General features: G+C 60.1%; 13 protein-coding genes. 7 read left to right on the forward strand and 6 right to left on the reverse strand.

What is annotated here, in order from left to right; all coding sequences use genetic code 11:
• Positions 1-14: 14 nt before the first annotated feature.
• Together cas3f and cas1f are read right to left on the reverse strand one after the other, a co-directional pair.
• Positions 15-3,437 (reverse strand): type I-F CRISPR-associated helicase Cas3f, encoded by a 3,423-nt coding sequence (gene cas3f / locus AADW57_RS12950; RefSeq protein WP_341667307.1) that lies wholly within the window; start codon positions 3,435-3,437, stop codon positions 15-17.
• A 13-nt stretch (positions 3,438-3,450) separates the two neighbouring features.
• Positions 3,451-4,428, reverse strand: coding sequence for a type I-F CRISPR-associated endonuclease Cas1f (cas1f, locus tag AADW57_RS12955; protein WP_341667309.1), 978 nt, complete (start codon positions 4,426-4,428; stop codon positions 3,451-3,453).
• A 245-nt stretch (positions 4,429-4,673) separates the two neighbouring features.
• Between cas1f and mutS the strand changes: the two genes are divergently transcribed.
• The 7 genes from mutS to bioD all read left to right on the forward strand — a co-directional run bounded on the left by mutS (position 4,674) and on the right by bioD (position 14,808).
• The gene (gene mutS, locus AADW57_RS12960; protein WP_341667310.1) at positions 4,674-7,304 is read left to right on the forward strand and encodes a DNA mismatch repair protein MutS; all 2,631 of its coding nucleotides are present in this window, start codon (positions 4,674-4,676) and stop codon (positions 7,302-7,304) included.
• A 215-nt stretch (positions 7,305-7,519) separates the two neighbouring features.
• Positions 7,520-8,707 carry a JmjC domain-containing protein gene (locus tag AADW57_RS12965; RefSeq protein ID WP_341667311.1) on the forward strand — a complete coding sequence of 396 codons (1,188 nt, stop codon included), beginning with the start codon at positions 7,520-7,522 and terminating at the stop codon, positions 8,705-8,707.
• Positions 8,708-8,881: 174 nt separating this feature from the next.
• Positions 8,882-10,132, forward strand: a complete 1,251-nt coding sequence (locus AADW57_RS12970; RefSeq protein WP_341667312.1) for a benzoate/H(+) symporter BenE family transporter — start codon at positions 8,882-8,884, stop codon at positions 10,130-10,132.
• A gap of 287 nt (positions 10,133-10,419) precedes the next feature.
• The gene (locus AADW57_RS12975) at positions 10,420-11,610 is read left to right on the forward strand and encodes a cytochrome P450 (RefSeq protein WP_341667313.1); all 1,191 of its coding nucleotides are present in this window, start codon (positions 10,420-10,422) and stop codon (positions 11,608-11,610) included.
• On the forward strand, positions 11,607-12,788 hold the full coding sequence (locus AADW57_RS12980) for an aminotransferase class I/II-fold pyridoxal phosphate-dependent enzyme (RefSeq protein ID WP_341667314.1): 1,182 nt from the start codon (positions 11,607-11,609) through the stop codon (positions 12,786-12,788). The genes AADW57_RS12975 and AADW57_RS12980 overlap by 4 nt, the downstream gene beginning before the upstream one ends.
• The gene (gene bioA / locus AADW57_RS12985) at positions 12,785-14,125 is read left to right on the forward strand and encodes an adenosylmethionine--8-amino-7-oxononanoate transaminase (protein WP_341667315.1); all 1,341 of its coding nucleotides are present in this window, start codon (positions 12,785-12,787) and stop codon (positions 14,123-14,125) included. Before AADW57_RS12980 ends, bioA begins: the two co-directional genes overlap by 4 nt.
• Positions 14,122-14,808 (forward strand): dethiobiotin synthase, encoded by a 687-nt coding sequence (bioD, locus tag AADW57_RS12990; protein WP_341667316.1) that lies wholly within the window; start codon positions 14,122-14,124, stop codon positions 14,806-14,808. The genes bioA and bioD overlap by 4 nt, the downstream gene beginning before the upstream one ends.
• 30 nt (positions 14,809-14,838) lie before the next feature.
• On the opposite strand, the gene AADW57_RS12995 is transcribed toward bioD, so the two are convergent.
• The 4 genes from AADW57_RS12995 to dapA form a co-directional block, all read right to left on the reverse strand.
• Positions 14,839-15,222, reverse strand: a complete 384-nt coding sequence (locus AADW57_RS12995) for a FecR/PupR family sigma factor regulator (RefSeq protein ID WP_341667317.1) — start codon at positions 15,220-15,222, stop codon at positions 14,839-14,841.
• 1 nt (position 15,223) lies between these two features.
• Positions 15,224-15,529 carry a sigma-70 region 4 domain-containing protein gene (locus AADW57_RS13000; RefSeq protein WP_341667318.1) on the reverse strand — a complete coding sequence of 102 codons (306 nt, stop codon included), beginning with the start codon at positions 15,527-15,529 and terminating at the stop codon, positions 15,224-15,226.
• Positions 15,530-15,677: 148 nt separating this feature from the next.
• Positions 15,678-16,811, reverse strand: a complete 1,134-nt coding sequence (gene bamC / locus AADW57_RS13005) for an outer membrane protein assembly factor BamC (protein WP_341667319.1) — start codon at positions 16,809-16,811, stop codon at positions 15,678-15,680.
• Positions 16,808-17,713: a 4-hydroxy-tetrahydrodipicolinate synthase gene (gene dapA / locus AADW57_RS13010; RefSeq protein ID WP_341667320.1), complete on the reverse strand. Its 906-nt coding sequence runs from the start codon at positions 17,711-17,713 to the stop codon at positions 16,808-16,810. The genes bamC and dapA overlap by 4 nt, the downstream gene beginning before the upstream one ends.
• Between the last annotated feature and the right edge of the window lie 36 nt (positions 17,714-17,749).

Genomic DNA, 17,749 nt, shown 5'->3' on the forward strand with positions numbered 1-17,749 from the left:
CGCCTGGATTAGCATCACACCTTCCGACTGAATCCCAAGCTCTCATGCCACCTCCACCCCTGGTCGCTGGCAGTAACGGATACAAGCCCGAACCGACGGGCGAACGCGTCCAGTGGCATGTCCATGTCCTGGGCCTGACGTTCCATCAAGCTCTGCAGGCTCTCCATCGGCCACGCGTGAACACCTGGCACCTGTGGCAAGACGGTGTCATGCCGCAGGCTGGCATCTATTGCCACGTACAGTTTTTTCCATTTTTGCTCGCCCTCGGCAATACGATGCAGTCGCAGCCGATCGTCGTCATCCGGCAAAAAGGTCAGATCAACCTGCTGGGTGGTCTGTTCGCGAAATGGCTGCATTTGCTGTAGAAATCCCAGTAAATGCACATGCGGCGCACTCCAGAAACTGCTGGCATTCATACGCACAGGCGTAGGTCGCTTATCCGGCGTCAAGGACGCCGACACCGGCAGCATGAGTTCTTCAAGCCTGGCATGTTCCAGATCCACTAAGTTTTTATGTGGTTCGCGATCCCTCATGGGACGCGGCGCTATACGCGGACCGGCATCAATCGGGAAAGTAAAACGCTTGTCCAACAAGGGTTTCAGCGCATGTTCCAACAAATGACTTTCCAAGCAATACCCCCCTTCTGACTCAAACCCAGGGCGACAGAAAGCCGGTTTTCCGAGGCCTGCATCGAAATGCAGCACATTGGCATTGCACAGCAAGACATTGGGATACTTAGGGGTATGCTCGACACGGTGTCGCAAGACCCGCCCAGCCAACTGAATGATGGACCGCATGGACGAGGGCTCGACAATCGCCCAGTCATAATCGTGGTCTCGCCCCACCTCTGTCACCGGCGACCCCAAAACCACGAACACATGATCCTGCTCGGTCGACGTATCCAATGCCTGGCGCACGACAGGCAACTGAAAGACTGCATCCTCCTGCCGTCGGTTCAAAACCTGATCCAGCATATGTTCTATCGCGGATCGCATCACCAGCGGATACTGAGAGTGGTACACGCACAGATGAAGCTGCACCCCTTGCGGCATTCCCGCCTGATGCAGTGCGACCGCCACATCAAACAAGGGATTGATATTGGCCATACGCACCAGACCGAAACTGACTCGCTTGCCACTGAGCGGGTCCGCACCATGATGAGCTTTGTGCAGTTGCCCTATGGCGGTCCTGAACGTATCGGCAAGTTGTACCCGACGCTCGTGTTTCCCCATCTTGCCCATCGATGCCGGCAAAGGCAGAAGCTGGGCCTGACGACGCATAGGCTGCCTGGCTAACTGCTGCATGCGTTTCTGAACAAAACGGCTATGGTGATGAAAAAAATCATCACCCTGTGCGCACGGCTCATGCGCCTGATGGAACTCATCCACCCACAAACATGCTATCTGGGCCGGTTCATCCGGCCGCGCCCCCCGGTTGCGCTGAAACCAGCCACGTCCCGTCGAATAGGCCAGAAACAGGCCCTGGACCAGTGCAGGTGCCAAGGTGGCAGAGGAAAGCAGGACACGCGAACCCAATAAGCCTGCCCAATAAACAAGCCGCGTCAAAGCGGGCAGATCGGCCAGATCAAAATCATCCGGCTCGTCAAGAACCAGGTCGCCGGTCAATAAACGCAACATAGGGGCGATCTGCCTGCCGCCTCGCAAACTTTCGGTGGCGGGCGTCAAGTGATCCACCGTGCATACCAGCAGCGGTGCCATCAGCAGCTTTTGCGCCCCGCCATCATGCGCCAATTGTTGCAAGGCCGGATGATCGGCATTCGCCTCGTAGACCACATATCCGGTCTCGTCCAGCAGGCTCTGTCGGGACGCTGATCCAGTGCGTTCCGCCACTTGTTCGTAATAGTCAAAAATTTCTCTTTGGGCCGCACCGCCCACTTGAATAGCCAACTGATCTTCGCCCAGCCCCAAATCCGTTTGGAAGCTGCGCCCGGTCTGCAAGGTCAGCGTGCGCAAGCCAATTGCAAATGCGCAACGCATGCCCTGACCAGGCTCGGCCAAGGCGTTCATGATGCGTGCGTTCCCCAGTGTTTTGCCGCAACCTGTCGAAGCCATATTGACGATGAACACGCCCTGACCTTGGGAACGCAGACGGATCGCACTGGCGATATCTGCGGCCTTGTCCTGCCAACGGAACCGGGCCTGCGCACTGCGCTGCCTCAACTGACGGTGGCTGATTAGATGGGCAAGCTGGGCCGTCAAACCCGGCAGGCTGCGTACCAGCCGCCCCGCGTGATGTTCCACCCCTAGCAAATGCTCGTCCAGGGTTTGCAACAATGCCCCTGTTTGCCTGTCTGTATTGGCATATAAGGGAAAGTCCTTTTCGCCCTTACACCGTTGATCTTCTTTTTTTAGACCGGAGTAATAATGATCTGCCAGCATCAATGACAGGCGGGACAAATGCATGATGTAAGGATCAAACAAACACGACTGCGCGGCAGCCGCATGGGCTTGCAAGGCATGCGCTAGACGGGCCGCCCGTTTCCTCCATTGAGCCGTCCGCACCGGCAAGCCGACAGGGAACTGCCAGTAAGGCCATATGCGCGCCGACTCGTCAAACCCGGTATCTCCAACTGGCCACGGTTCGTTCCAGTCGGCATCCACTTGACCGAGCAAACTGTCCAAATGCATCGCGCTGCCACCTTGCGGCTTCTGTCCGTGCCGGCAGTGGTGAACATTATTGTGTGCCAGATAATCCGGGCAAGCGGGCAGACGGTGATGCGTCAGAACCAACCAGGCGACAGCCTGTGCGAGCGGGGGCAGACCCGTGCCATCCTGAGCAAACGGTTTATTGTGCCGTGCCTCTTTGTCCAGGCCGTCCCTGAACAACGGTGCCGCTGCCCGTCCCAACCACTGCTGTTCAAAGTCCATCGCACCAGCCCCCGAGCCAGGGGCTTGAACCAAGCGGGCCAGCCAGCTCTGATCGTCATCGGTTCCGACAAAAGCCTGAAACAAACGCACCGATACCCATTCGTGTCGATATCGATTTTTTTCAGGAATGGCACGGCTGCGCAAACGATCCTGAAACGACCGGGATGACTTTCCCAAATCGTGAAGCAGGGCCGCCAATGCCGTCAGCAAGGCCATGAACGACAGGCCATGCCAATTGTTTTCGTCAGCGACACGCAGAACATCGCGCGTCGTGGAATTGGTCGGAACCGCACCCTGGGCATTGAATTGAGCCGCGTTCCCCACCACCCACAACAACTCGGTATGGTCTTTAGCCCGTATCCAATGACAGGCCACCGCCGTATTTTTTCTTGCGCTCTTGCGCAGCAATTTGCGCAAGGTATCCAGTCCCGCCTGCGTAATTGATGTTTGCCAGGTCCGCTCGCCCCGTCGCTCGGCAAACTGATCCAGGATACGCCGCGTCTGCGTCAAGGCCTGCTTTGTACACTGCGACACCAGCATGATATTCATCTGCTGCGCTCCATCATGCGATCTTGCCCTTTGATGTCTGCGTAGCAATGTCTTTCAAGCTATCTATCATGAAGTCCAGGGATTCGCTGCGCGTCAACGATTCAATACACTGGCGGCGAAATGCCTGCTCCTCGTCGCCGCGCATCGCCGACAAAAAAGCCTGCGGCAAAATAATTGCGTCTTTCACCAGGTCCGCCGCATCAAAGACAAGACCTCCCCGGCGCGTCTTGCCATGCAACACCGCCAAGCCATGAGGCAAGCCCAGCACCCAACACGCCGTTGCCCCCAAGCCATAAGCCAAATAATTACCATGATCTAAAAAGCGATTAGCCGGGTCCAAGCCCTGACCTCGCTTACCGCGAGTAAAGTCGCCGTACCCCACCGCAGCAACCGCAAGTTTGAATAAGGCTTTCGTCAAACGCGCTTCTTCGGTCAGCAAATGCATAACGGTTTCCGAATTCTGCATCGCACGGCCTGCTGCATCCAACAAGGTGCCTAGACCCGTCAGATCCACCTGAAAGCCCGCTTCTCGGATCTCTCTTTTTCCCCATTGCACGCGCAAAAACTCCAATCGCAGTTTTTGTAACGCCAACGCTGCTTTCAAGCGCAAATGATCATCAAACCAGAAGCTTACCCAGGCCTGTAAATATTCCGTCGGGCGATACTCGCTTTGCGGTGTCAGCCAGGCCACCTCAACATCCATCTCGTTTACCGCAAACAAAGGCGTGCCTCCGCCGCCGCAAAACCCCACCAGCACACCTGCTTTAGCCAATTCCCGCATCGCCGCCTGCGTCACCGATGTCCCAGTCCCCAAAAGGATGCTGGTGGTATTGGCAATGGGAATATTCCAGTACAAAGACCGCTTTCCTGCATCTGTGACATATTCGACGCGCCCGCCATTGACCAGCACACGGCAATGTTCCAGATAATAAATATTGGCACGCTTGGAGTGCAGAATGGTTTTTAGCTCGGAGGCGGCGATAGGTTCCATGAATATTTTTGTAACACCTTGTTGAGCATTTATCTACAAGCGTATTTATCCATTCAAAAAATCGACTGACTATTTAATGGCAATTTTGCCTACTCTCTTTGACTGGATAATGGCCAAACCCACTCCCTGCGCCAAGGGGCCAATTTCGTCCTGATGCCTGGCCCCACCCCCCGCGCCCTCGCTACAATAGTCAATTGGCCGTCCTTGCGACGGCGTTGTTGTTGATTTCTGACCTGTACTGCGCCATGACCTCCACTGCCGACCTGTCCGCCCACACGCCCATGATGCGCCAATACCTGCAGTTGAAAGCCCAAGCCGGCTCGCATCTGCTGTTCTATCGCATGGGCGATTTCTACGAGATGTTCTATACGGACGCCGAGCGTGGCGCACGCCTGCTGAATCTGACGCTGACCAAACGCGGTGCCTCCAACGGCGAACCCATACCAATGGCCGGCGTGCCGTTTCATGCTATGGAGGGGTATCTGGCGCGTTTGGTGGCGCTGGGCGAGTCGGTGGCCATCTGCGAACAAGTGGGCGATCCGGCAACCAGCAAAGGGCCGGTCGAGCGCAAGATCGTGCGTGTCGTCACTCCAGGCACCTTGACGGACGATGCACTGCTGCCGCCCAAGGCGGACCGCTTGATCGCCGCCTGCACCCTGCTGAAAGTACAGCGCCAGGAATGGGTAGGTCTGGCCTGGATGAATCTGGCCAGCGGCGAATTTTTGGCCTGTCAGTGCGAACCCGATATGCTGGAAACCGAGCTGAACCGCATCAGTCCGGCCGAACTGCTGTACCCCGAAGGCCTGCGCCACCTGCCGGAACTGCCCGGCGCAAGCTGCCACACGCTGCCGGACTGGCATTTTGCGCAAGACGGTTCGCGCCAGACGCTGCTGGAACACTTCAAGCTGGATTCGCTGGCCAGTTTCGGCCTGGACGATCTGCCCGCCGCGTCCGCCGCCGCCGGTGCGCTGCTGCGTTACGTAGGCAGCACCCAATCGCAATCGCTGGCGCACATCGCCGCCGTGCGCGTACAGCACGGCTCGGACTTTGTGGTGCTGGATGCCGTCACCCGCAAAAATCTGGAAATTACCGAGACCATCAGCGGCGAGACCAGCCCCACCTTGTTCTCTACCCTGGACCACTGCCAAACGCCGATGGGCAGCCGCCTGCTGCGCCGCTGGCTGCATCACCCGCTGCGTCTGAACCAGGCCGCCCAACAGCGTCAGGACATCGTCGCGCTGTTTGTACAACACCAGCAAGCCGCCAGCCTGGACGCCCGCGACCCGCTGGGCGCGCTGCGCCAGTCCCTGAATCGCTTCCCGGATCTGGAGCGCATCGCCACGCGCATCGCGCTGCGCAGCGTGCGGCCCCGCGAACTGGCCAGCCTGCGCGATGCTCTGGCGGGCCTGCCCGAGCTGCGCGACGGGTTGCAGCAGAATTTCGGCGCTTCGGGCGAGCTCGCCCGGCACCTGCACGGCCTATCCACAGACCCCGATCTGGCCGCCTTGCTGCAAGCCGCCATTGCCCCCGAACCGGCTTTGCTGGTGCGCGACGGCGGTGTCATCGCCGACGGCTACGATGCCGACCTGGACGAATTGCGCAGTCTGGCCAGCGACAGCGGCGATGTACTGATGCGCATTGAAGCACGCGAACGCGAACGCACCGGCATTGCCACCCTGCGTGTGGAATACAACCGGGTGCATGGGTTTTTTATCGAAGTCAGCCGTGGACAGGCCGACAAAGTACCCGACGATTACCGCCGCCGCCAGACCCTGAAGAACGCCGAGCGTTTCATCACGCCGGAACTGAAGGAATGGGAAGACAAAGTACTGTCCGCCAAGGATCGCAGTCTGGGCCGGGAAAAATTCCTGTTTGAAGCCCTGCTGGACAAATTGCAGGATTTCGCCGGACCGCTGGCGCTGTGTTCGTCGGCCCTGGCCGAACTGGATGCCCTGTCCTCGCTGGCGCTGCATGCGCTGGACAATGACTGGGTCGCTCCCGAGCTGGGTGAACAGGCCGGATTATGGATAGAAGCTGGTCGACACCCCGTGGTTGAACACAGCATCGAGCGCTTTACCCCCAACCACTGCGAGATGCATGCGCAACGCCGCATGCTGCTGATCACCGGCCCTAACATGGGCGGCAAATCCACCTATATGCGCCAGGTGGCGCTGATTGCCTTGCTGGCGCGCGTCGGCAGTTTTGTGCCCGCGCGCAGTGCCCGCATCGGCCAGATCGACCGCATCTTCACCCGTATCGGTGCCGCCGACGATCTGGCGGGCGGCCGCTCCACCTTCATGATGGAAATGACCGAAGCAGCCGCCATCCTGGCCGGTGCCACCCAATACAGCCTGGTCCTGATGGACGAGATAGGCCGCGGCACATCGACCTACGATGGCCTGGCCCTGGCCTGGTCCATTGCCCATCGCTTGCTCAGCCACAACCAGGCCCTGACCCTGTTTGCCACGCACTATTTCGAGATCACCCGCCTGCCTAATGAATTGCCCACTGCCGCCAACGTCCATCTGGCAGCAGCCGAATCGGCCTCGGGCATCGTCTTTCTGCACGAAGTCCAGGAAGGACCGGCCAGCCGCAGTTACGGGATTCAGGTTGCGCAGCGCGCCGGTGTTCCCAGCGCCGTCATTCGCCAGGCCAGCCGCGAACTAAGCCGCCTGGAAGCCCAGAACGACCCCAGCGCGCAACTGGACCTGTTCAATGCGGGCAGCGCCCCCGTCGCCGTCCATACCGAACCCGACCCGACGACCGAACAAGCCTTGGACTTGCTGGAACAGTTCAGACGCGTGGATGTGGACGAACTCAGTCCGCGCGCCGCCCTGGACCTGTTGTATAAAATCAAGAAAAGCCTGCAAAGCTAATAGGCCCTGAACCTGCCACGGCGCGCCATCTTGAACCAGGCACCGCCCGGGCACACCCGAACACAGGCAGCAAATCGCGCAGAAGGTGCCGGGACGGCGACATCGCTTTAACCGGCCCCTAACCCTGTTTACAGTCCATGATCGACGGGCTGGCATGCGGCAGATCAGTTAAGCTTACGACTGTATTCCCTTTTTACTTTTTGTTCAGGCAGCCCATGGACATCGATCAGCCCTTGGCCCTTCTGGGCGGCATCAGCGCGCATGAATTCATGCAAATCTACTGGCAACGCAAGCCTTTGCTAATCCGCCGCGCCATCCCCAATTTCAAACCGTCGCTCAGCATCGCCAATATTCGCGAACTGGTGTCGCGCGACGAAGTCGAATCGCGCCTGATTGTGCACGACGAACAAGGCTGGCACATGGAAACCGGGCCGTTCGACGAGCTGCCGCCCGCTTCCCAGCCCAAATGGACCGCCCTGGCCCAAAGCGTGGACCTGCACGATGACGCCACGGCGGCTCTGATGCGGCAATTTCGCTTCATTGCCGATGCGCGCCTGGACGACGCCATGATCAGCATCGCCTCGGACGGCGGCGGCGTGGGACCGCACTTTGACAGTTACGATGTCTTTCTGCTGCAGGCCCACGGACGGCGGCACTGGCGCATCAGCCAACAAAAAGACTTGAGCCTGGTGCCTGATCTGCCCCTGAAAATACTACGCAATTTCCAGGCCGAAGAAGAATTCACCCTGGAGCCGGGCGATATGCTGTATTTGCCCCCGCATGTCGCGCACGACGGCATCGCCCTGGGCGAGTGCATGACCATCTCCATCGGCTTTCGTTCGCCCACCCAGGCCACGCTAGCGCGCGGCCTGATGGAGGCGGCCAGCGATCAGTTGGCTGCTGCTGGCGGCGAAGGCTACGGCTTGTATTCCGATCCGCCCCTGGCCATGCCAGACCTGCAGGCCCGTTATACCGACCCTGGCGTGGGCGCAACCCGCACGCCGGCTGCCCTGCCTGAAAACCTGGTGCAAAAGTCGCTGGACGCCCTGAATGCCATCCGCTTTGACGACGCCCTGGCCGCCCGCTTTCTGGGCGTCTGGCTGACCGAGCTGCCGGCCAACTCGTGGTTCGACATTGCCGACGAGCCGGTCGATCTGCATGATCCGGACCTCCCTGCTGGTCGTCTGGTACTGGATCGCTGCACCCGAATGATGTATCGTGAACACGAGTTGTACATCAATGGCGAAGTCGCCCCCTGCCCCGCCACCCGTGCCTTGCGCCTGCTGGCCGACGAACGGGAAATCAAGACCGGCAGCGCGGCGTTCCAGGAGCTGGACGAGGACGCGCTGGACATGTTGAACGCCTGGCTGGACGACGGCTGGATTCAGTTTCAAGCCGCTTGAGCGCGCCGAGACAGGGCAAAAAAAGAAACAAAGCCGGACCTTTCCGGCTTGTTTTTTATCCCAAAGCGGTCTGCTCAATTGCCTAAAAGTGTATGGATTAAGTAGTCCATTAGCGGGCTATAAAACCAATTCGGTTTTCATTCCCCATGCTCTTTCAGGAAGCCCTGCACCGCCATGTCCACAGCCAAAACCTCACACTCCCTCCTGCTCAGCGATCTGACGCATCCCGTGGTGGCCGGCCTGATTTCGGTCATCGTCAACTATGGCGGCACCTTTATTCTGGTCTTTCAGGCCGCCAAAGTCGCCGGGCTCAGCCCCGAGCTGACCGCCTCCTGGGTCTGGTCGGTATCCATCGGCGTCGGCGTGACCGGTCTGATTCTCAGTTGGGTCGCGCGCGAACCCATCATCACAGCCTGGTCCACCCCGGCCGCCGCCTTTCTGGTCACTGCGCTGGCCAGCACGCCCTACGAACAGGCCGTCGGTGCCTACCTGATCTCGGCTCTGGCCTTTGTGGTGCTGGGACTGTCCGGTTACTTCGAGCGCGTCATCCGCCTGATTCCCGCCGGTATCGCATCCGGCCTACTGGCCGGGATCTTGCTGCAATTTGGCATCGGTGCCTTTGGTGGAATGAGTGTGGACCCCATGCTGGCCGGCCTGCTGATCGCCGCCTACCTGATCTTCAAGCGTCTGAACGCGCGCTACGCGGTAGTCGGCATCCTGGTGCTGGGCCTGGGTTTTCTGCTGCTGCAAGAGCGCGTGGATCTGGCCGGCCTGCAGCTGCAATTGGCCGCCCCGGTCTTTACCATGCCGGCCTTTTCGCTGAATGCCTTGCTCAGCGTGGCTTTGCCCCTGTTCCTTATCACCCTGACCGGCCAATACATGCCAGGCATGCTGGTGCTGCGCAACGACGGCTTTCGCACCAGCGCCAATCCTATTGTCGCGCTGACCGGCCTGGGTTCGCTGCTCATGGCCCCCTTTGGCTCCCACGCCTTTAATATAGCCGCCATCACGGCAGCCATCTGCACCGGCCGCGAAGCGCACGAAGATCCGTCCAAGCGCTGGATCGCGGGTATTGCCGCCGGCCTGTTCTATATCCTGGTGGGCGTGTTCGGCGTCACGCTGGCCGCTGTTTTCATGGCTTTCCCCGCCACCTTCATCACCACACTGGCGGGCCTGGCCTTGCTAGGCACCATAGGCGGCAGTCTGGCCGGGGCCATGGCCGAACCCAAGACCCGCGAAGCCGCCCTGATCACCTTTCTGGCCTCGGCGGCCAACATTACCCTGCTGGGCATAGGCGGTGCCTTCTGGGGCCTGCTGATCGGCTTGCTGGCCTATCTGGTGCTGAACGGAAAAATGCCGCAACGCAAGTCCAAAGCAGCCGTCCTGCCCACCGAGGCCAGCCCCGAAAAGCCCGTTCTGCGCTAGTCACTCCCGACACCAGAATCAGTGTCGCCATCCCAACAAGGATCGGCGGCACAGCGCCATGCGGCCGATACACCCGGACTCAGAAAAGCGCGCATATGTTTTACCGCTGTCGCTCAATTTGTAAAAAATAGATACATAAAAGCGATCAATTTACAGCAAATTAACCTATATGCACCGAAAATCTATCTATACATATACACACGATTAATAGATACAGCTTCCCGGCAGCGATCCAAAGACATGCATGCTAGCCTGCACCGGCTTCGCTACAGCTCTGGAGACATGCCGTGTTCAAGGCGCCATTCATCGCCGACCCCTACGCGTTTTATGCCGACCTGCGCCAAGGTCCGCCCTTAGTCTGGACGCCTGATTTCTGTGGCGGTGCCTGGCTGGTTCACCGCCATGCCGATGTCCGATTCGCCTTGCGAGACCCCGCCTTGCGCGTGCGCCGGATCGGCGGTTGGACCACGCAGGCCCAGGCACCGGACACCTCCCGCCTGTATGCCTTCAAAAGCCTGATGGCCCGCGCTCTGGTGTTCGTGGACCGGCCCCGGCACACACGGATACGGCGCGTGCTCAGCCCCGCCTTCACCGCCGATGCCATGCGGGCACTGGAACCGGCTATTCAAACACGCTGCCAACAACTTGCCGGTGAACTACGCCGCAAACTGGAAAACGGGCAGGCCGATTTAGCACGCGATATCTGTCGGCCCCTGCCTGTACTGGTCATGATGGACCTGCTGGGCTTGCGCGATTTGCCGGCCGAACGACTGCTTGAATGGACCGAAGCGATGGCGCATTTTCTGGGTATCCCCACCCCGGACGCACCCGTGCTGCTGCGCGCCCAACACGCCCTGCTGGACATGGCCGACTGCCTGTCGGACGCGCGCCATCTCGTGCCCGACGGCTTGGCCTGGCAGCTATTGCACGACCAAAACCTGTCCCTGCGCGGTCGCCAAGAACGGCTAGCCCAGTGCTGCATGCTGCTCTTTGCCGGTTACGAGACCTCGCGCCACCTGTTGGGCACCATGCTCAACACCCTGATCCAACGCGCCGACCTGCGCCAGACGCTGGAGCAGCACCCACAGCAGATTCCGGCCGCCGTGCGCGAATTTCTGCGCCACGACAGCCCGATTCAATACACGGCGCGCCGCCTGGAAGGCGATCGCCACTGGCACGGCCAGACATTACGTAAAGGCCAGTTGCTGGTCTTGTTGCTTGGCGCGGCCAATCACGATCCCGATATTTTTCCGGACCCGCAGACACTGGATTTCACACGCCACACGCAGCCAGAGCTGTCTCTGGGCCACGGCATCCACCACTGCCTTGGGGCCGGACTGGCGCAACTGGAAGCCCGGCTTGCCGTGCAAACCTTATTGCCCCTCTTGCCGTCCCTGCAGTCCCGCCCAGGCCAGCGCATCAGGCTGCCCGCCTACCGAGGCTGGGACAATCTGCCCGTACAAACGGTCGCAGCATGAACGCTCTTTTGAATCGCCTGGAGCACGGCCTGCAAGGGCTGCGCCGGCAAGACTTGTGGCGCCACCGGACACTGTGCCAACCACTGCCCAACGGCCATGTCCGACGCGACGGCCGGGACATGCTGAGCTTTGCCGGCAACGACTACCTGGGCCTGAGCCTGCACCCGGACCTGCAACCCGCGCTCGCCGATGCAGCCGGCGCGACGGCTTCCCCTCTGGTGTGCGGACACCACCGCCAAGCCCATGCATTGGAGCAGGAACTGGCTGCCTGGAGCGGATTTGACGCTGCGCGTCTGTTTGTCAGCGGTTACCAAGCCAGCCTGGGGGTGATTCCCGCCTTGCTTGGCCCCAAGGACAGCATTTTCTGCGACCGCCTGAATCATGCCAGCCTGATCGACGGCAGCCGGCTATCCGGAGCACGCCTGCGCGTCTACCCCCATCGCGATATGGGTCGGCTCGAGGCCCTGCTCTCCCGACCGGGGCCGGGTCTGAAATTAATCATTTCCGACAGCCTCTTCAGCATGGACGGCACCCTGGCTCCGGTCGATGAGCTACTGACACTGTGCGAGCGCCACGATGCCATGCTGTACCTGGACGATGCCCACGGCCTGGGCGTGCTGGGCGCAAACGGACGCGGCGCACCCGAACACTTTGCGCTGACCCAGGCGCAAAGGCGCAGGCTGATCTATCTGGGCACGTTTGGCAAAGCAGCGGGGCTGGGCGGCGCTTTTGTGGCCGGCAGCGCCACGCTGATCGACTGGCTGACCCAACGCGCGCGCAGCTATGTGTTCAGCACAGGACTGGCCCCGGCCCACTGCGCCGCCTTGCGGGCCTGCCTGCCCTTGATTTCCCAAGCACAACAGCAGCGCACCCGTCTGCAACACCTTGCCCGACTCTGGCAGATCCAGGCCGACACCTTGCCCTGGCCTTCCCCTTTATCCGAGACGCCGGTGCAAAGACTGATGCTGGGCCAGCCCAGTCAGGCGTTGCGCCTGTCCGCCTATCTGGCCGAACACGGCATCTGGGCTCCGGCCATACGCCCGCCTACCGTGCCGCGCGGCCAGTCCCGACTGCGCATTTCGCTGTCCGCCGCCCACCAAGAGCGGGACATTTTGCGTCTGGCCGATTGCCTGCGTCAGGCCCCATCCTTCCCCAACACCGAAACGAGCGCACCATGAGCCACATCGACCTGCCCCCCTTATCCCGCCGCAGCCTGGATGCCGTCTGGCATCCTTGTACCCAAATGCAACACCACGATCAAGGCGTGCCGCTACCGGCCATCCTCCGCGCCCAGGGAGCCTGGTTGCACGATCAGGACGGAAAACGCTATCTGGACGCAATCAGTTCATGGTGGGTCAACCTGTTCGGGCACAGCCACCCCCACATCATCAATGCCATCAGCGAACAGTTGCACACCCTGGATCACATCATGCTGTGCGGTCTGACCCACGAGCCCGTTGTGCAACTGTCCGAACAGTTGGCTGCCTTGACCGGCAACCGGCTAGGCCATGCCTTCTACGGCAGCGACGGGGCGTCGGCGGTAGAGATCGCTCTTAAACTTAGCGCACAGTACTGGCGCAACCAGGGCCAGGCGCACAAACACCGTTTTGTGGGCTTGCAACAGGGCTATCATGGAGAAACCCTGGGCGCACTGGCCGTCACCGACGTCCCCTTGTTCCGCGAACACTATGACGCGCAACTGGCTACAAACTACATGGCGGCCAGTCCCGATCTACGCCAAGCCGCGCATCCGGACGAGCAGCAGGCCGTCACCCAGGCCGCGCTGGACTCGCTGGAAACGGTGCTGCGCCAACACACCGACATTGCCGCCGTCATTCTGGAACCACTGGTGCAATGCGCCGCCGGCATGGTCATGCATGCTCCTGCCTATCTGCGCGGCGTACGCGCCCTGTGCGATCGCTATCAAGTGCATTTGATTTTGGACGAAATCGCTGTCGGCTGCGGGCGCACCGGTCGTTTCTTTGCCTGCGAACATGCCGACATCTGGCCTGACCTGCTGTGTTTATCCAAAGGCATCACAGGCGGCACGCTCCCCCTGTCCGTCGTGCTTTCAAGCCATACGCTTTACCAGGGCTTTTACGACCCGGACCTGCGACGCGGGTTTCTGCACTCGCATTCCTATTCCGGGAATCCACTGGCCTGTCGGGCCGCGCTGGCCACGCTGGAACTGTTTCGGGAACTGCCGGTTTTCGAGCTACAGGACGCACTGGCACGAGAACTGGAACCCGGTTTGCAGGATCTAGCGACACGGCACCCAAACATACGGCACCTACGCCGATGCGGCATGATCTGGGCTTTCGATCTGGATACAGGCCCGATGCGACATGACCATGATGCCTTTGCGCGCCGTTTCTACCGGTCCGCACTGCGCTACGGCCTGTTGCTGCGCCCGATTGCCAATACCGTCTACATCATGCCGGGCTACATATGGCAGTCATCGGAAACTCACCACCTGCTGACCGGCCTGCATGATTTGCTGAAGGAATACGCATGAAGGCCTGCTTTGTCACCGGAACCGATACCGAAATCGGCAAAACCCTGGTCAGCGCCGCCCTGTTGCATGTGTTGGCCGGCCAAGGCGCGCGCAGCCTGGGCATGAAACCGATTGCATCGGGCGCAGAATCCATCGGCGGGCGACTGCGCAATCCTGATGTACAGGCCTTGGCCCTGCATTCCAGCGTCAGGGCCGACCCGGACCTGCTGACGCCGTATCTGTTTCGCGAACCGGCAGCCCCGCACATTCTGGCCGCCAAGGCCGGAGAAATACTGGACCCCTTGCGTATCCAATCCAACTTCCAGGCAGCAAGCAAGTTGGCCGACTATGTTGTGGTCGAAGGCGTAGGCGGCTTCATGGTCCCGCTGGGGGCCGGGCAGACCGGGGCGGATCTGGCGCAGCGCTTGAACCTGCCGGTGATTCTGGTGGTCGGTCTGCGGCTGGGGGCCTTGAACCATGCCTTGCTCAGCGCCCAGGCCATACGCGCAAGCGGCTTAACATTGCTGGGATGGGTCAGCAATCAGGTAGAAGAAAATATGCTGCATGCGCAGGCCAATATACAAAGCCTGCGCGAATACCTGCCCGAACCGTGCCTGGGAATCATCCCCCGCCTACACAACCCCGATCCAAACGAACGCATACGCTTGGCTGCTTTGCACTTGCGCCATCCCTGGCCCGCCTGACACAAGAGCGCGCGCAGGGAATGGTACGGACTAACCTACATACCGCCCTAGGCCACCCAACACCACCAAGCCCGCCACCAAGGCCAAAGCGCCCCCCAGAACCGGGCGACGAGCCGGGTGCGCCAGCCAGAAGTCTTCGCAGACATCTTGCAGGCGGCGCATCCAAGCAAAGGGCGGCGTATGGTCTGCAGGAAAAGCATCCTGCTCCCGCAAATCACGCAATTGCGCAGGACTCAGCCTGCCCAGGGCTTCCCATTGCGCCTGCCAGCGGCGATAGGCGGCCTGATGTTCGGGATCTATGTCCAGCCAGGCTCGAAATGCGGATTGGCTACGGGCATCCATGCCATCGCTTTCTCGCACCAACCATTCCAGGGCTTGGTCATCGATGCGCCGGACCCGTTCGTCGACCCGCATCTTAGCTCCTACCCGGCGCGGCCGACATGCCGCTTGCCGCAGAGCCTGGCACCCTCGGGGCTTGACGGCAGGCCCGCAAGGCCAAACGCACATGTTGTTCCACCATCTGGCTGGATGTCTGCATGCGCCGGGCAATCTCGGCATGCGACAGGCCATCAAAACGGTGCAATAAGAACGCTTCGCGCCGACGACGCGGCAAGGAGCGAATGACCTGCATGATGCGCTGATCGGGCTGTGCCGACGGCGCATCTGCACCCGCCCAACGCACGCAAAAATTGATCCATTTACGATAGTAATATTCGAGCATGAGCACACCTCGTACAGGAACATCAAACGATAATAATTCCTATTATCTTTTGATCGATGTTGAATGTCCAGTTAAAGCGCGCAAAAAAAACCCTGACTGTTTAAGTCAGGGTTTTGACTAGCTTACCCAATCCTAAGGTGAGCAGATATTACTTGCCGGGCCGCATATGGCTGGACAGCACATTAACAATGCGCTTGGCCGTAGGCGTGCTCTGCTCCTGGCCGTTCTTATCCAGAACCGTGACACGAGTCGCATCACCCTGACCGGTCAACTTGATCCGCAAGGGTACGGCTTCGGCCGTGTTGCGACCACCAAAGATGCGACCGATGATGTTCTGCTGCTCGATCTTCTCGCCCGTATCGGAGTCCAGATAGCGGATGAAGAATTCGCCAGCCGAACGGTCGCGGTCTTCGACCGAGAAACCGGCCGAATCAATGGCCACGCCGACACGACGCCAAGCACGATCAAAGGATTCGTTCAACACCAACTCCGCCTGGCCCGCCGTATCCAGCGTCTGCACCTGGGCAAGAGAAGGATCTTTAGAGGCATTGGCTACCTGTTCGCGGGCCGAATCGATGTCCGAACCCAGGTACACCATGATGCGCGCCAGCATGGCGGCATTCAGGCCCGGATCTTCCTTGGCAAATACCCATTTGAAAGCGGCACCGTCGGCTGTCGGAGTTTCTTCCATGCGCTGATGCGACACATAGACTTCGGTTTGCCCGCCCACGCGCTCAATGCGAGTACGGAAGCGTTCGCGTTCGCCGCTGTCAAAGACCTGGTCGATGATGGAGCCCAAGGCGCTGCGAATCCAGCTTTCTGGAATCTTGGCGCGGTTCTCGGCCCAGTCGGTCTGGATCAGACCCGCGCTGGGGTCCTGGGACTGAATGGTAAAGCCCTGTTCGCCCCAGAACTCCACGATACCGGGAAACACCTTGTCCACGGGACGGTCAATGACCAACCAGCGCAGATCGCCATCGCGCATCACCTGGATGCCGGCCGCCTGAGGCAGCACTTTGACGGCACCGCCCGAGGCCGCCTGGGCGCTTTGGCCCTGGGCATACTGGGAATAGGACGTAGCCCCTTCCGGTGCCCGATAATGGGCGTCGCGATTGGCCTGGGTCAGATCCGGCGGAATGCTCAGGGGATCGCCCGCCACCGTGCTCTTGTAATTGATCGACTCTTCTTTGCCCAGCACCTGGTCCACCGTCGAACAACCGGACAGAGCCAACAGGCTCAAAGACAGGCCGATAAGGCTTTTACTAGCTGGCTTAACTATCATGAAATCAGATCCGCAACTTTCAAAGATTGGCGCAATAAATCATGGTACTGCTGGCTTAACGGCGTCAATGGTAAACGATAACCGAGCTGAGTGAGGCCCATTTCTGCAAGCGCCCATTTCACAGGGATAGGATTGGCCTCGACAAACAGATTCTTGTTCAGATCGCCCAGCTTGGCGTTAAGACGACGCACAGCGGGCACATCCATGTCCAGCGCGGCGCGACACAACTGGCTCATCAGGCGCGGCGCGACGTTGGCCGTGACCGAAATATTGCCGCGCGCACCCAGCAGAATATAGGCGGCCGCCGTCGCGTCATCGCCACTGACCACGACAAAATCCTCTGGCGCATCGCGCAGCAGCAAGGCACCACGCGCCAAGTCGCCGGTGGCATCTTTGATGCCAAAAATATTAGGCAGCTGGGCCAGACGCAGCACAGTGGCGTTGCTCAGATCGGCCACGGTGCGGCCAGGGACGTTGTACAGCATCTGGGGCAGATCGACCGCCTCGGCAATCGTACGAAAATGCTGGTACAGCCCTTCCTGGGTCGGACGGTTGTAATAAGGCACCACCGACAAACCAGCATCGGCCCCCACGTCCAGCGCATGGCGGGACAGTTCGATGGCTTCCTTGGTGGAGTTGCCACCCACGCCGGCCACCACAGGCACACGGCCAGCGGCGTGCTCGACCGCCACTTTGATCAGCTCGGCATGCTCGTCCACCGACACCGTAGGCGATTCGCCCGAGGTTCCCACCACCACCAGCACATTGGTTCCTTCCTGAATGTGCCAGTCGATCAGTTTTCGGTAGGCGGCGAAATCCAGACCCCCATCGGGATTCATAGGTGTAACAAGGGCAACCATGCTGCCCTGAAGATTGGAAATAGCAGAGTCCGAACTTGCCATGATGAGAGAAGTCTCCGGATTTAAGGCGCAACAGCC

It is taken from the genome of Alcaligenes sp. SDU_A2, from assembly GCF_038237375.1.
In the GTDB taxonomy this organism is placed as follows: Bacteria; Pseudomonadota; Gammaproteobacteria; order Burkholderiales; family Burkholderiaceae_B; genus Alcaligenes.